Below are 14,078 nucleotides of genomic sequence, written 5' to 3' on the forward strand. Positions count from 1 at the left end.
CGCGCTGCTCCCGCTCCGCCCGGAGCGGGAGTTATTTCTTGTCGAAGGTTTTGCTGACGCGTTCCTTGCGGCGCTTCTCGTCTTCGTTGTGCGCGCGGCGCTTGTCGAAGCCCAGCATCGGCTCCAGGAATTCAAACCACAGGAATGCAACCACCATCAGGGCGCCGATGGCCCACCAGGATAATTCGGCAAACTTCCACACTTCAAAGTAGCGTAACGCGACCAGAGCGACGATCAATAGGATCAGCGGCATGATTTCCTCCTTAACCTCCATCTTACAAGTAATCAAGCAAAACGCGGTAGAATGTTCAGAGTAGCACTTACACTGGAGAGCATAATGAAACGACATTTGATGATGGTTGGGGTAGTACTGGCATCGGCCTTCGCTTCGCAAGCCGCCATGGCGGACGCGGGCCTGGATCTGGCCAAGGCGAAAAACTGCATGGCTTGCCATACGGTCGCCACCAAGCTGGTCGGCCCAGCCTACAAGGACGTTGCCGCCAAATACGCCGGCCAGAAAGACGCCGAAGCCAAACTGGTCACCAAGGTGATGAAGGGCGGTTCGGGCGTGTGGGGCGCCATCCCTATGCCAGCCAATCCGCAAGTGAACGACGCGGAAGCCAAGACCCTGGTGAAATGGGTCCTGTCCCAGAAATGATGAAAGCCCACCTGCACTGAACGCGATCTTGAGCGCGTTCAGGCTGGTGGGCGCTTTGCCCCGTTAGGGGCATTTACTTGATCACTTCCTGTTTGGTTTTCTTGCCGTCGTTGTAGTTGAACAGCGTCAGCGAGCCGTCCTTGATGTCGCCCTTGGCGTCAAAGGAAATCAGGCCGGTCACGCCCTGGTATTTGATCTTTTGCAGCACCGGCAGGTACTTGGCCGGCTGCGCCGAATTGGCCTGCTGCATGGCGGCCGCCATGGTCATCACCGCATCGTAGACGTAAGGCGCGTACAGCTTGACGCTGTCGTTGTACTTCTTCTGATAGCGGGCCGAGAAGTCATCCATGCCTTTCTGCTCTTCGCCGGTCACGCCGCCAGCCTCGGCGCAGGTGACGGTGCCGGTCACGGCCGACGCGCCGGCCAGCTTCGGCAACGATTCCGTGCACACGCCGTCGCCGCCCATGAACTTGGCGTTGATGCCCAGCGCCTTCATCTGGCGCAGCAGCGGGCCGCCCACCGAGTCCATGCCGCCGAAGAACACCAGGTCGGGATTCTTGGCCTTGATGGTGGTGAGGATGGCGTTGAAGTCGGTGGCTTTGTCGGTGGTGAATTCCTTGGCGACGATTTGCACGCCCGGCAGCGCTTTCTTCGCGCCTTTGACGAACTCTTCCGCTACGCCCTGGCCGTAGGCGGTGCGGTCGTCGACCACGGCGATTTTCTTGGCGCCCATCTTGCCGACCGCGTAGGCGCCCAGCGAGCCGCCCAGCTTGCCGTCGTTGGCGACCACGCGGAAGGTCGAGTTGAAGCCTTGCTGGGTGTATTTGGTCTGGGTGGTGGCCGGCGAGATTTGCGGGATGCCGGCGTCGTAGTAAATCTTGGAGGCGGGGATGGAGGTGCCCGAGTTCAGGTGGCCGATGACGCCGTTGACCTTGGCGTCCACCAGCTTCTGCGCGACCGCCGTGCCCTGTTTCGGATCGCCGCCGTCGTCTTCCAGTTGCAGCACAAACTTGACCGGTTTGCCGTCGATCTTGATGCCTTTCGCATTCAAGTCCTCGACCGCCATTTTGGCGCCGTTTTCATTGTCCTTGCCGAGGTGGGCCGACGGACCGGAGACTGGCGCGACGTGACCGATCTTGATCACTTCTTGCGCGCCTGCGCTGCCGGCAAAAGCCAGGGCGATGGCGAGAGGAATGAATTTGAACTGCATGTGCAATCTCCAATAGTTTATGCAAGGTCACAAGGTACAACAAATTGCGGGCGGCGCAAAGCGTCCCACGGGGGCTGGTGTACTTTTTTGGAGCGTTTCCCTGATTTGAGGCAAGGATGCTTCAGGGAGGTGCGATCCGTGCACCAGCGTGGGCACGGATCGGGGAGGAAGGGCTTACTTCTTCTGCGCTTGCAGATGGGTCAGTTCCTGCGAGACGGCGCGCGAGACGATCTTCTCGATGGTATCGTGCAAGCCGATGCGGATTTCGTTGGTCAGGTCATGCAAGGCATGGCTCAGCACTTCGGCCATGCTGTCCTTGATGCGCTGCTCCAGCACAAAATCCACGCGCGACTGCAACTGGTGCATGATGCGGACCGACAGGCGGTGTTCCATCACCGCCCACTCCGCATCCGTCCAGCCGTCGATGGCGTCGGCTTCCAGCTGTTCCGCTGCCGAGATTGGCGGCGGCGCCGCGCCTTCATCGCTCAGCGGCTCCGCTTTCAATACTTCCGTCAATACAGGGATACTTGCGTCAAACGATGCTTGGCTCATGATTTTCCTGCGACAAAGTGGGTAAGTGGATAGTCTTGCTGCTTGTATGCGACATAACGCTTGCGGCCGGCGGCCGCATCATCCTCTTGCGAGGAAATCACTTCGATCATGCGCGCGAATTGCGTCACATTGCGTGGCGCGCGGCGCGACAAATTGACCAATAATTCTTTGTGCGTGTGTGGTAATTCCGCCTCATCGTTGTCCGTCAACAGGATCGGCGTGTGCGCCGCCAGCGCATCGTCCGCCAATACGTGCGGCAGGAAGTCGGTGCTGGAAAATGTCCACATCGCCGCGTCAAGTTCCGCCAGTTGGGCCGCATCGTCGGCCATCAGCACCACGCGGTTGTTGGCGGCCCAGGCCTTGCGCACGAGGCGGCAGGCGTAGGCTACTTTGTCCGGTACATTGGTGTGGAAGTCGATGCGTGTCATGGTGAATCCAGTGTATGCGAAAACGCCGCAAGCCGCTGGCATCGAGTTTGCTACCGTGCGGCTTGCGGGTGAGGGAGATTGTTAATCGTTACGCGGTCATGCCGCTGTGACGTAACAGTGCGTCGATGCTCGGCTCGCGGCCGCGGAAGGCGGTGAACGATTCCAGCGCCGGACGCGAGCCTCCCACCGACAGGATTTCCGCCAGGTAGCGCTTGCCGGTTTCCGACACGGCGGCCGGGCCGAGCTTCTGCGCTTCCTCGAACGCGGCGTAGGCGTCGGCCGACAATACTTCGGCCCACTTGTAGCTGTAGTAGCCCGCCGCGTAGCCGCCGGCGAAGATGTGGCCGAAGGAATTCTGGAAGCGGTTGAACGCCGGCGGGATCACCAGCGCGAACTTGCCGCGCACTTCGTCGATCACTTGCTGCACCGTCTTGCCGGTGCGGGCGTCGTAGTCGTAGTGCAGGTGCATGTCCAGCAGCGAGAACTCGACCTGGCGCAGGGTCTGCAAGCCGGACTGGAAGTTCTTGGCGGCCAGCATCTTGTCGTACAGCGCGCGCGGCAGCGGTTCGCCGGTGACGGCGTGCGCGGTCATGTGTTCCAGCACTTCCCATTCCCAGCAGAAGTTCTCCATGAATTGCGACGGCAGCTCCACCGCATCCCATTCCACGCCGGAGATGCCGGACACGCCCAGCTCATCGACCTGCGTCAGCATGTGGTGCAGGCCGTGGCCGAATTCGTGGAACAGGGTGATCACTTCATCGTGGGTGAACAGCGATGGCTTGGTGACGCCGTCTTCCACCGCAGGCTCGGTGAAGTTGCAGGTCAGGTAGGCGACCGGGGTCTGTACAGTGGCGGCGTCGGCGCGGCGGCCGCGCGCGTCGTCCATCCAGGCGCCGCCGGATTTGCCGGCACGGGCGTACAGGTCGAGGTAGAACTGGCCGATCAGCTTGCCGTCGCGCTCGATGCGGAAGAAGCGCACGTCCTTGTGCCATACGGGCGCCTCGTCCGGCTTGATCTCGACGTTGAACAGGTTCTGGATCTGGCGGAACAGGCCATCGATCACTTTGTGCTCAGGGAAGTACTGCTTCACTTCCTGCGCCGAGAAGGCGTAGCGCGCTTCTTGCAGTTTCTCCGAAGCGTAAGGGATGTCCCAGGCTTTCAGGTCTTCAATGCCGAGTTCTTCCTTGGCGAACTGCTTCAGCTCGGCCAGGTCTTTTTCCGCGAACGGACGGGCGCGCCTGGCCAGGTCTTCGAGGAAGGCGATCACTTCATCCGGCGACTTGGCCATCTTCGGCACCAGCGAGACTTCGGCGAAATTCTTGTAGCCCAGCAGGTGCGCTTCTTCTTCGCGCAGTTTCAGCAGGGTGACGATGTTCTGGGTGTTGTCCCATTCCTCCTTCTTGCTGAATACATCGCCTTGCTCCGAGGCCTTGGTGGCGTTGGCGCGGTAGATGGTTTCGCGCAGTTCGCGCTTGTCGGCGAATTGCAGGATGGGGTAGTAGGACGGGAAGTGCAGCGAGAATTCCCAGCCTTGCTTTTCCGATTTCTCGGCGGCGGCGCGGGCGGCGGCCTTGACGTCGTCCGGCAGGCCGGCCAGGTCGGCCTCGTCGGTCACCAGCAGCTTGTAGTCGTTGGTCGCGTCCAGCACGTTTTCCGAGAAGCGGGTGGAGGTTTTGGCGTGCTCTTCCTGGATGTCGGCGAAGCGGGCTTTTTTATCTTCCGGCAGCTCGGCGCCGCCCATGCGGAAATCGCGGATGGCGTTTTCAATGATGCGCTTGCGGGCCGGCGACAGGGTGTCGAATTCGGCCGAGGCGCGCAGGGCCTTGTATTTGGCGAACAGGGCTTCATTCTGGCCGAGTTCGGTCCAGAATTCGGTGACCTTCGGCTGGTTCTCGTTGTAGACCGCGCGCAGTTCCGGCGTGTCCACCACGTTGTTGAGATGACTGACGATGCCCCAGGCGCGGCCCAGCAGTTCGGTGGCGTTTTCCAGCGGGGTGACGAAGCTGTCCCAGCTGACGGTGTCCGAAGGCGCTTGCAGCTGCTCGACCACGGCGCGGCTCTTGGCCAGCAATTCATCGATGGCCGGCGTGACGTGTTCCGGCTTGATGGCGTCAAAGCGCGGCAGGCCGCTGAAGTCGAGCAGGGGATTTTTGTCAGTCATCTTGGTTCCTAAGTTAGTTATGCCGTGCGCTCGGCCGCTTCCACCGTGTTCATCAGCAGCATGGTGATGGTCATCGGGCCCACGCCGCCTGGTACCGGCGTGATGTGCGATGCCACTTCCTTGATGCCGTCGAAGTCGACGTCGCCGCACAGCTTGCCCTCGTCGTTGCGGTTGATGCCGACGTCGATCACGATCGCGCCTGGCTTCACCATATCAGCAGTCAGGGTGTTGCGGCGGCCGGTTGCGGCCACGACCACGTCGGCCTGGCGGGTGTACACGCCAATGTCCGGGGTCGCGCTATGGCAGATGGTGACGGTGGCGTTGGCTTGCAAGAGCAGCAGCGCCATCGGCTTGCCGACGGTGTTGGAACGGCCGATCACCACCGCGTGCTTGCCGCGCAGGTCGACGCCGGTGCTTTCGATCAGCTTCATGCAGCCGTACGGGGTGCACGGACGGAAGCCTTCCAGGCCGGTCATCAGTTCGCCGGCGCTCAGCACGGCGTAGCCGTCCACGTCCTTCTTGACCGAAATCGCTTCGATCACCTTGTGCGCATTGATGTGCTTGGGCAGCGGCATCTGCACCAGAATGCCGTGGATCTTCGGATCAACGTTCAGCGCGGCGATGCGCTCCAACAGCGCGGCTTCGCTCAAGTCGGCCGGGTATTCTTCCTTCAGCGAGTAGAAACCGGCGTCTTCGCACGCCTTGACCTTGTTGCGCACGTACACGTGGCTGGCCGGGTCGTCGCCGACGATGATCACGGCCAGGCCGGGTTGTTTGCCTTGGGCGGTGAGGGTTGCGGCACGTGCAGCAATTTCCGCACGCAGTTTTTTGGAGAGGGCGACGCCGTCGATCAGTTGAGCAGACATGATTTAAACAAGGTGGTAGAGGGAAAGCAGGATTATAAGGCCGCAGGCCGCATCCCGCCGCGTTTTTGGCGATTTGCGCATGCTGCACTGCACAAGGTTTTCATAGGGAAATTTCATAATATAAAATGCCTTATCGTAATTTGAAAAAGGCAAAATAGGCTGCTAGAATCCCCACACGTCATCGAAGTATTAGTAAATAATCAGCGAACTCTCAACTCAGGAGACTTAATACATGTCAGCTCAACTTGACCAGGTAACGGCAAACACCGACCCTGATTCGCAAGAAACCAAAGAATGGTTGGATTCCCTGGCCGCAGTGCTGGAACAAGAGGGCCCTGACCGTGCTCACTACCTGTTGGAGCGTCTGATTGACCTGGCACGCCAGAGCGGTTCCGATATTCCGTTCTCCGCCAATACCGCATACGTCAACACCATCCCTGCCGACCAGGAGCAACGCTGCCCCGGCAATCTGGAATACGAAGAAAAACTGCGCTCGTGGATGCGCTGGAACGCCATGGCCATGGTGGTCAAGGCCAACCGCTTCGATGGCGACCTGGGTGGTCACCTGTCCTCGTTCGCCTCGCTGGCGAACATGCTGGGCATCGGCTTCAACCACTTCTGGAAAGCGCCGAGCGACAACCATGGCGGCGACCTGCTGTACATCCAGGGCCACTCCTCGCCGGGCGTGTACGCCCGCGCCTTCCTGGAAGGCCGCCTGAGCGAAGACCAGCTGCTGCACTTCCGCCGCGAAGTGGACGGCAAAGGCCTGTCGTCGTACCCGCACCCGAAACTGATGCCGAACTTCTGGCAGTTCCCAACCGTGTCCATGGGTCTTGGCCCGCTGATGGCCATCTATCAGGCACGCTTCCTGAAGTACCTGCACGCGCGCTCGATCGCCGACACCACCGACCGTAAAGTCTGGGCGTTCTGCGGCGACGGTGAGATGGACGAACCGGAATCGTTGGGCGCGATCGGCATGGCCGCGCGCGAAAAGCTGGACAACCTGGTCATCGTGGTCAACTGCAACCTGCAACGCCTGGACGGTCCGGTGCGCGGCAACGGCAAGATCATTCAGGAACTGGAAGGCGAATTCCGTGGCGCCGGCTGGAACGTGGTCAAAGTCATCTGGGGCCCGGGCTGGGACGCGCTGCTGAAGAAGGACAAGGACGGCATCCTGCGCAAGGTGATGATGGAAACCCTCGACGGCGAATACCAGAACTACAAAGCGAAAGACGGCGCCTACGTGCGCAAGCACTTCTTCGGCAAGCATCCAAAGCTGCTGGAGATGGTCGCCAACATGACCGACGACGACATCTGGCGCTTGACCCGTGGCGGCCACGATCCGCACAAGATCTACGCCGCCTTCAAGGTCGCGCAGGAACACAAAGGCCAACCGACCGTCCTGCTGGTGAAAACCATCAAGGGCTTCGGCATGGGCAAGCACGGCGAAGCACGCAACACCGCGCACAACACCAAGAAACTGACCGACGAAGCCGTCCGCGAAATGCGCGACCGCTACTCGATCCCTATCCCGGACGACAAGCTGGCCGACATCCCGTTCTACAAGCCTGCCGATGACGCGCCTGAGATCAAGTACCTGCACGAGCGCCGCGCCGCGCTGGGCGGCTACCTGCCGGCCCGCCGCCAGCAAGCTGACGAAAAACTGACCGTGCCGCCGCTGAGCGCCTTCCAGAACGTGCTGGACGCCACCGCCGAAGGCCGTGAAGTGTCGTCGACCCAGGCTTACGTGCGTATCCTGACCACGCTGCTGAAAGATTCGAGCGTCGGCCCGCGCATCGTGCCGGTGCTGGTGGATGAATCGCGTACCTTCGGTATGGAAGGCCTGTTCCGCCAGGTGGGTATCTTCAACCAGCAAGGCCAGTTGTACGAGCCGGTCGACAAGGACCAGGTGATGTACTACCGCGAAGACAAGGCAGGCCAGATCCTGCAAGAGGGTATCAACGAAGCCGGTGGCATGAGCTCGTGGATCGCCGCCGCCACGTCGTACTCGACCAACAACCGCGTGATGGTGCCGTTCTACACCTATTACTCGATGTTCGGCATGCAGCGTATCGGTGACCTGGTGTGGGCCGCCGCCGACATGCGCGCCCGTGGCTTCCTGATGGGCGGCACCGCCGGCCGTACCACGCTGAACGGCGAAGGTCTGCAACACGAAGACGGTCATAGCCACCTGTTCGCCGCCGCTGTGCCGAACTGCATGCCGTACGACCCGACCTTCGGCCACGAACTGGCTGTGATCATCCAGGACGGCATGCGCCGCATGGTGGAAGAACAGGAAGACGTGTTCTACTACATCACCATCATGAACGAGAACTACTCCCACCCAGGCATCAAGCCGGGCCAGGAAGAGGGCATCCTGAAAGGCATGTACCTGCTGCAAGAAGGCGCGGCAGCCGAAGCTGACAAGACTGGCCAGCTTCGCGTGCAGCTGATCGGTTCGGGCACCATCCTGCGCGAGTCGATCTTCGCTCAGGAACTGCTGCTGAACGACTGGGGCATCGCCGCCGACGTGTGGTCCGCTCCTTCGCTGACCCTGGTGGCGCGCGACGGCCAGGACGCCGAGCGCTGGAACCTGGTCAATCCTACCCAGCCACAGCGCGTGCCTTACGTCGCACAGCTGCTGAAGGATACCCAGGGTCCTATCGTTGCAACCACCGATTACATGCGTGCGTTTGCTGAGCAGATCCGTGCCTTCATTCCGAAGGACCGCACCTACCGCGTGCTGGGCACCGATGGCTTCGGCCGTTCGGACAGCCGCGCCAAGCTGCGCGAGTTCTTCGAAGTGAACCGCTACTACATCACGGTCGCCGCGCTGAAATCGCTGGCCGAAGAAGGTAAGATCGACGTGAAAGTGGTTGAGCAGGCCGTGGCCAAGTACAACCTCGATCCGAACAAACCAAATCCGGTGACCCAATAAATAGAAAACGGAGCAAACGCTATGAGCATTGTGGAAGTTAAAGTCCCGGATATCGGTGATTTCAAGGAAGTTGAGATCATTGAGCTGATGGTTAAGGTTGGCGATACGATTAAAGTAGACCAGTCCCTGATTACCGTTGAATCGGATAAGGCTTCGATGGAGATTCCATCGTCGGCCGCCGGTGTGGTGAAAGAGATCAAAGTGAAGGTCGGCGACAAAGTGGCCGAGGGTTCGCTGGTGCTGCTGCTGGAAGGCGATGCCGCCGCTGCGGCGCCGGCGCCTGCCGCGGCGCCTGCGCCGGCTGCCGCTCCTGCGCCGGCACCGGCTGCTGCCGCTGCACCGGCGCCAGCGCCAGCGCCTGCCGCCGCTGTCGGCCCGGTCGAGGTCAAAGTGCCGGATATCGGCGACTTCAAGGAAGTGGAAGTCATCGAAGTGATGGTCAAAGTTGGCGACACCATCAAGGTAGACCAGTCGCTGCTGACCGTTGAATCGGACAAGGCTTCGATGGAAATTCCATCGTCACACGCTGGCCTGGTCAAAGAAGTCAAGGTCAAGGTTGGCGACAAGGTTGCCATGGGCTCGATCGTATTGGTGGTTGAGGCCACCGGCGGCCCGGTCGGCGCCGCTGCCGCACCGACCAGCGCTGCACCATCGCCTGCAACCGCTGCTGCTCCGGCGCCTGCGCCTGCCCCAGCGCCTGCCCCAGCACCTGCCGCCGCAGCGCCAGCATCGCAAGGCTCCGTGCAGACCGGCAAACTGGCGCACGCATCGCCATCGATCCGCAAGTTCGCCCGCGAACTGGGCGTGGATCTGGGCAAAGTGCCGGGCTCCGGTCCGAAAGGCCGCATCACCCAGGTCGACGTGCAGAACTTCGTCAAGGGTGTGATGGCCGGCACCGTGGCTGCACCTGCGGGCGCCGCTGGCGGTTCGGTTGGTGGCGGCGGCAACTTCAGCGTGCTGCCATGGCCGTCGCTGGACTTCAGCAAATTCGGCGAGACCGAACTGCTGCCGCTGTCGCGCATCAAGAAGATCTCCGGCCCTAACCTGCACCGCAACTGGGTGCAGATCCCGCACGTCACGCAGTTCGACGACGCCGACATCACCGACCTGGAAGCCTTCCGCGTTGAATCGAACGCCGCTACCGCCAAGAACAAGGACGCCACCAAGCTGACCATGCTGGCGTTCGTGATCAAGGCATCGGTGGCCGCGCTGAAGAAATTCCCGACCTTTAACTCGTCGCTGGACGAAAAGGGCGAGAACCTGATTCTGAAGAAGTACTACAACATCGGCTTCGCCGCCGACACGCCGAACGGCCTGGTGGTACCCGTGATCAAAAACGCCGACCAGAAATCGGTGACGCAGATCGCCAAAGAGATGACCGAACTGTCGGCACAAGCGCGCGAAGGCAAGCTGAAACCGACCGACATGCAAGGCGCGACCTTCACCATCTCGTCGCTGGGCGGCATCGGCGGCACGCACTTCACGCCGATCGTGAATGCGCCGGAAGTGGCGATCCTGGGCCTGTCCAAGGCATCGACCAAGCCGGTGTGGGATGGCAAGGCGTTCCAGCCACGCCTGATGATGGGCACCTCGCTGTCCTACGATCACCGCGTGATCGACGGCGCGATGGGCGCGCGCTTCTCCGTGTACCTGAGCGAAGTGCTCGGCGACATGCGTAAAATTCTGCTGTAAGGAGCCATGATGAGCACAGAAGTAAAAGTGCCGAATATCGGCGACTTCGCAGAGGTAGAAGTGATTGAGGTGATGGTCAAGGTTGGCGACACCGTCAAGGTGGACCAGTCGCTGATCACCGTGGAATCGGACAAGGCCAGCATGGAAGTGCCTTCGTCGCACGCCGGCGTGGTGAAAGAACTGCGCGTCAAGGTGGGCGACAAGGTCAAGGAAGGCTCGATCATGCTGGTGGTGGAAGCTTCGGAAGGCGCAGCAGCGCCTGCGCCGGCGCCTGCCGCAGCAGCACCTGCCGCCGCTGCACCAGCGCCGGCCGCACCGGCGGTAGCGCCGATCGGTGGCAGCTACTCCGGCCAGGTCGACGTCGACTGCGACATGATGGTGCTGGGCGGTGGTCCTGGCGGCTACTCGGCTGCCTTCCGCGCCGCCGACCTGGGCCTGAACACGGTGATCGTCGAGCGTTACGACACGCTGGGCGGCGTGTGCCTGAACGTGGGTTGCATCCCATCGAAGGCACTGCTGCACGTGGCGTCCGTGATCGACGAGACCGCGCACATGTCCAACACCGGAGTGACCTTCGCCAAGCCGACCATCGACATCGACCAGGTACGCAAGTACAAGGAAGGCGTGATCAAGAACATGACCGGCGGTCTGGCCGGCATGGCCAAGGCGCGCAAGACCCAGATCGTGCAAGGCGTGGGCCAGTTCCTGAGCGCCAACCACATCGAAGTCACCGCCAAGGATGGCTCGAAAAAGGTTGTGCAGTTCAAACAGGCCATCATCGCCGCCGGTTCGTCGGTGGTGAAACTGCCGTTCGTGCCGGAAGATCCACGCATCGTCGACTCGACCGGCGCGCTGGAACTGCGCCAGATCCCTAAGCGCATGCTGGTGATCGGCGGCGGCATCATCGGTCTGGAAATGGCCACCGTGTACTCCACCTTCGGCGCGCGCATCGACGTGGTCGAAATGATGGACGGTCTGATGCAAGGCGCCGACCGCGATGCGGTCAAAGTCTGGCAGAAGTACAACGAAGCCCGCTTCGACAACATCATGACCAAGACCAAAACCGTTGGCGTTGAAGCGCTGCCGGAAGGGATCAAAGTCACGTTCGAAGCGGCGGAAGCCGGCGCACCAGCACCTGCGCCACAAGTGTATGACCTGGTGCTGGTGGCCGTGGGCCGCAGCCCGAACGGCAAGAAGATCGCCGCCGAGAAGGCCGGCGTGATCGTCACCGATCGCGGCTTCATCCCGGTCGACAGCCAGATGCGCACCAACGTGCCGAACATCTTCGCCATCGGCGACCTGGTGGGCCAGCCTATGCTGGCGCACAAGGCGGTGCACGAAGGCCACGTGGCGGCGGAAGCTGCGGCGGGCCAGAAATCGCACTTCGACGTCAAGGTGATTCCATCGGTGGCCTACACCGATCCGGAAGTGGCATGGGCGGGCATCACTGAAGACGAAGCGAAAGCCAAGGGCATCAAGGTCGAGAAAGGCCACTTCCCTTGGGCGGCGAGTGGCCGCGCCGTGGCCAACGGCCGCGCCGAAGGCTTCACCAAAGTGCTGTTCGACGCCGAGACCCACCGCATCATCGGCGGCACCATCGTCGGTACGCATGCGGGCGACATGATCGGCGAAATCGCCCTGGCGATCGAAATGGGCTGCGATGGCACCGACATCGGCAAAACCATCCACCCGCACCCAACGCTGGGCGAATCGATCGGCATGGCGGCGGAAGTCTACGAAGGCGTCTGCACCGACCTGCCACCACCGCGCAAGCGCTAAGCCGCACGCGGCAAACAAAAAAACCGGGACTTGTTCCCGGTTTTTTTTTTGCATTATCGAGGAGCACTGATGGCGTAAGAGCTTCCGTGGCTCGGGCGATCCCGCAAGACGAAGGCTTCGCTTAACGGGAATTGTCGATGTCAACTCAGTATGACTTCCGCTTTCGCCCGTTAACAGTCATTTATCTATACAAATTCGAAATTTAAATCGTCAGTTGAATCCAATGCTTCGGCTATATTCCTGAAAAAGTGAGAAGCAAGTTAGGTCGTTTCGAACTACTGCCGATGGTGCAAACAGCAATGAATCCAAAGTGTTTTTTATGTTATCGGTGTCGCTCATTGACATTCCATAGCTTGTTCCAAAAACATGACGTGTGGTTTTCTTTTCCGGGTTTTCTTCGACAAGTAATTTCATGTTCAAAGGATGATAGGAGTAACCTAGAAAAATCAATCAGCTGATATCCGATAGCTCGTTGCAATCGCATGCATCAAAAAAGGCTCTAAACAACGGTCATAATTAAAATGTGCGCTGCAATATTTATTGCACGGGACACATAATCATCTCCGTTTAAGCCGTTCCGATCAAAAACCATTAGTTTTGCAATATGCTCTTTTAATTGCTCACCAATCGGCAAGCCAAACTCGAAGCTGGCGCCAGCGCCCAGAGCAAAAACAGTTTTGTTAATTTGCATATTCTAATTTTCTATGTCCAATTCTTTCAGCATCGAATAGCAGCTACTTGCTGCCGATTCCTAAAATACTCTTGGCGAAATCGCAATCGTGAACATCGAAAATCATTCACACGTTTTGAAGAAGGGAATTGTATCCGGCATATTCGTTTTTCCAGTCGCCATAGACGGCTGTCAGTCCGCACTTTGGGCATCGACACCCCAGATACAACCAACGGACGACGCTGGAATCTTCATATAGCGAAACTCCAACTGCGATTTCCAAATCGTCGTTATCGCAAGGGCAGCCGCACTCTTCAAGCTCAGCATCTTCAAGGTACTCGCTGCTGTCTCCGATGGGATGCAGAGTTCTACACGAGGAGCAACGACGCACCGCTGCCCCCTCATCACCATCTAGCAATAGTTGGAACGTGGTCCCACTACAAGTACAGATGGCGTCTGCAAAATGTTGAGCTTGGTACCCATTGAGCTTGCTGTACCGCAAAATTTCCGTTTGGATGTCTGTTCTGCTATCTCCGTACCAGTATTTTCCACGTTTCTTTAGCATATTTTAGAAACCCATTGAATATAAACAACTCCAAGTTATGGTGCCACTTACGGGTGTCAAGAATAACTATCGACAGGCCGCTTGTGGCCGAACTCCGTCGGTGAGCTTAGAGGGTAACATTTTGCTTCCCGAAAAAATGCGCGAAATATAACAGCTTGAAATGTGCTGTGCTTGTATTATGAGAGCCGGTCTTTTCTTATGGGGGCTTTGAATGGCCGCGAACGCGGAGTTTGTCAGTTATATCGAGGAACTGCTTGCGCCGCTAGGCTCGCTGAGCGCTGGCCGCTTTTTTGGTGGTCGTTCCCTCAGCTGTCACGGCCAGCAGTTCGCGTGGATCATTGGTAGCACGCTCTATCTGCGCGTCGGCGATGCTACGCGCGCGGATTTTGAAGCCCACGGTGCGCAGCCGTTCAGGTACACCACCAAGAAAGGCGAAGTCACGGTTCGCAAGTTTTACACGGCGCCCGAATTCCTGCTCGACGATCCCGAGCAACTGCGGCTCTGGTGCCGTCGCGCGCTTAGCTTGGAATGATTAGGGGATATCCGTACCAAAGGCCAT

General features: G+C 59.6%; 12 protein-coding genes. 5 read left to right on the top strand and 7 right to left on the bottom strand.

Annotated elements, in window-relative coordinates; all coding sequences use genetic code 11:
- Nucleotides 1-31: 31 nt before the first annotated feature.
- Complete coding sequence (locus tag GM676_RS16500; RefSeq protein ID WP_155464801.1) at nt 32-253, bottom strand: TIGR04438 family Trp-rich protein; 222 nt, start codon at nt 251-253, stop codon at nt 32-34.
- A gap of 84 nt (nt 254-337) precedes the next feature.
- Here GM676_RS16500 and GM676_RS16505 point away from each other — a divergent pair, with 84 nt between their 5' ends.
- Nucleotides 338-658 carry a c-type cytochrome gene (locus GM676_RS16505; RefSeq protein WP_155464802.1) on the top strand — a complete coding sequence of 107 codons (321 nt, stop codon included), beginning with the start codon at nt 338-340 and terminating at the stop codon, nt 656-658.
- Between the two features lie 73 nt (nt 659-731).
- Here the strand turns inward: GM676_RS16505 and GM676_RS16510 are convergent, their stop codons facing one another.
- The 5 genes from GM676_RS16510 to folD all read right to left on the bottom strand — a co-directional run bounded on the left by GM676_RS16510 (nt 732) and on the right by folD (nt 5,875).
- Complete coding sequence (locus GM676_RS16510; RefSeq protein WP_155464803.1) at nt 732-1,868, bottom strand: branched-chain amino acid ABC transporter substrate-binding protein; 1,137 nt, start codon at nt 1,866-1,868, stop codon at nt 732-734.
- Nucleotides 1,869-2,042: 174 nt separating this feature from the next.
- Complete coding sequence (locus GM676_RS16515; RefSeq protein WP_155464804.1) at nt 2,043-2,420, bottom strand: DUF2486 family protein; 378 nt, start codon at nt 2,418-2,420, stop codon at nt 2,043-2,045.
- Nucleotides 2,417-2,848: a DNA polymerase III subunit chi gene (locus GM676_RS16520; protein ID WP_155464805.1), complete on the bottom strand. Its 432-nt coding sequence runs from the start codon at nt 2,846-2,848 to the stop codon at nt 2,417-2,419. The genes GM676_RS16515 and GM676_RS16520 overlap by 4 nt, the downstream gene beginning before the upstream one ends.
- 88 nt (nt 2,849-2,936) lie before the next feature.
- The gene (locus GM676_RS16525) at nt 2,937-5,009 is read right to left on the bottom strand and encodes a M3 family metallopeptidase (RefSeq protein ID WP_155464806.1); all 2,073 of its coding nucleotides are present in this window, start codon (nt 5,007-5,009) and stop codon (nt 2,937-2,939) included.
- A gap of 17 nt (nt 5,010-5,026) precedes the next feature.
- Complete coding sequence (gene folD / locus GM676_RS16530; RefSeq protein WP_155464807.1) at nt 5,027-5,875, bottom strand: bifunctional methylenetetrahydrofolate dehydrogenase/methenyltetrahydrofolate cyclohydrolase FolD; 849 nt, start codon at nt 5,873-5,875, stop codon at nt 5,027-5,029.
- A gap of 232 nt (nt 5,876-6,107) precedes the next feature.
- Between folD and aceE the strand changes: the two genes are divergently transcribed.
- From aceE to lpdA, 3 genes are read left to right on the top strand one after another with little or no spacing between them, the layout of a single operon-like run.
- Nucleotides 6,108-8,813, top strand: coding sequence for a pyruvate dehydrogenase (acetyl-transferring), homodimeric type (gene aceE / locus GM676_RS16535; protein ID WP_155464808.1), 2,706 nt, complete (start codon nt 6,108-6,110; stop codon nt 8,811-8,813).
- A 21-nt stretch (nt 8,814-8,834) separates the two neighbouring features.
- Nucleotides 8,835-10,505, top strand: a complete 1,671-nt coding sequence (gene aceF / locus GM676_RS16540; protein WP_155464809.1) for a dihydrolipoyllysine-residue acetyltransferase — start codon at nt 8,835-8,837, stop codon at nt 10,503-10,505.
- A 6-nt stretch (nt 10,506-10,511) separates the two neighbouring features.
- Nucleotides 10,512-12,284: a dihydrolipoyl dehydrogenase gene (gene lpdA / locus GM676_RS16545; RefSeq protein WP_155464810.1), complete on the top strand. Its 1,773-nt coding sequence runs from the start codon at nt 10,512-10,514 to the stop codon at nt 12,282-12,284.
- Nucleotides 12,285-12,783: 499 nt separating this feature from the next.
- Here lpdA and GM676_RS16550 read toward each other — a convergent pair whose 3' ends face one another.
- Nucleotides 12,784-12,975, bottom strand: coding sequence for a hypothetical protein (locus tag GM676_RS16550; RefSeq protein ID WP_155464811.1), 192 nt, complete (start codon nt 12,973-12,975; stop codon nt 12,784-12,786).
- Nucleotides 12,976-13,730: 755 nt separating this feature from the next.
- Here GM676_RS16550 and GM676_RS16555 point away from each other — a divergent pair.
- On the top strand, nt 13,731-14,051 hold the full coding sequence (locus tag GM676_RS16555) for a TfoX/Sxy family protein (RefSeq protein WP_155464812.1): 321 nt from the start codon (nt 13,731-13,733) through the stop codon (nt 14,049-14,051).
- Nucleotides 14,052-14,078: the final 27 nt, after the last annotated feature.

Origin of the sequence: Duganella radicis (assembly GCF_009720825.1) — a bacterium.
GTDB lineage: Bacteria > Pseudomonadota > Gammaproteobacteria > Burkholderiales > Burkholderiaceae_D > Rugamonas > Rugamonas radicis.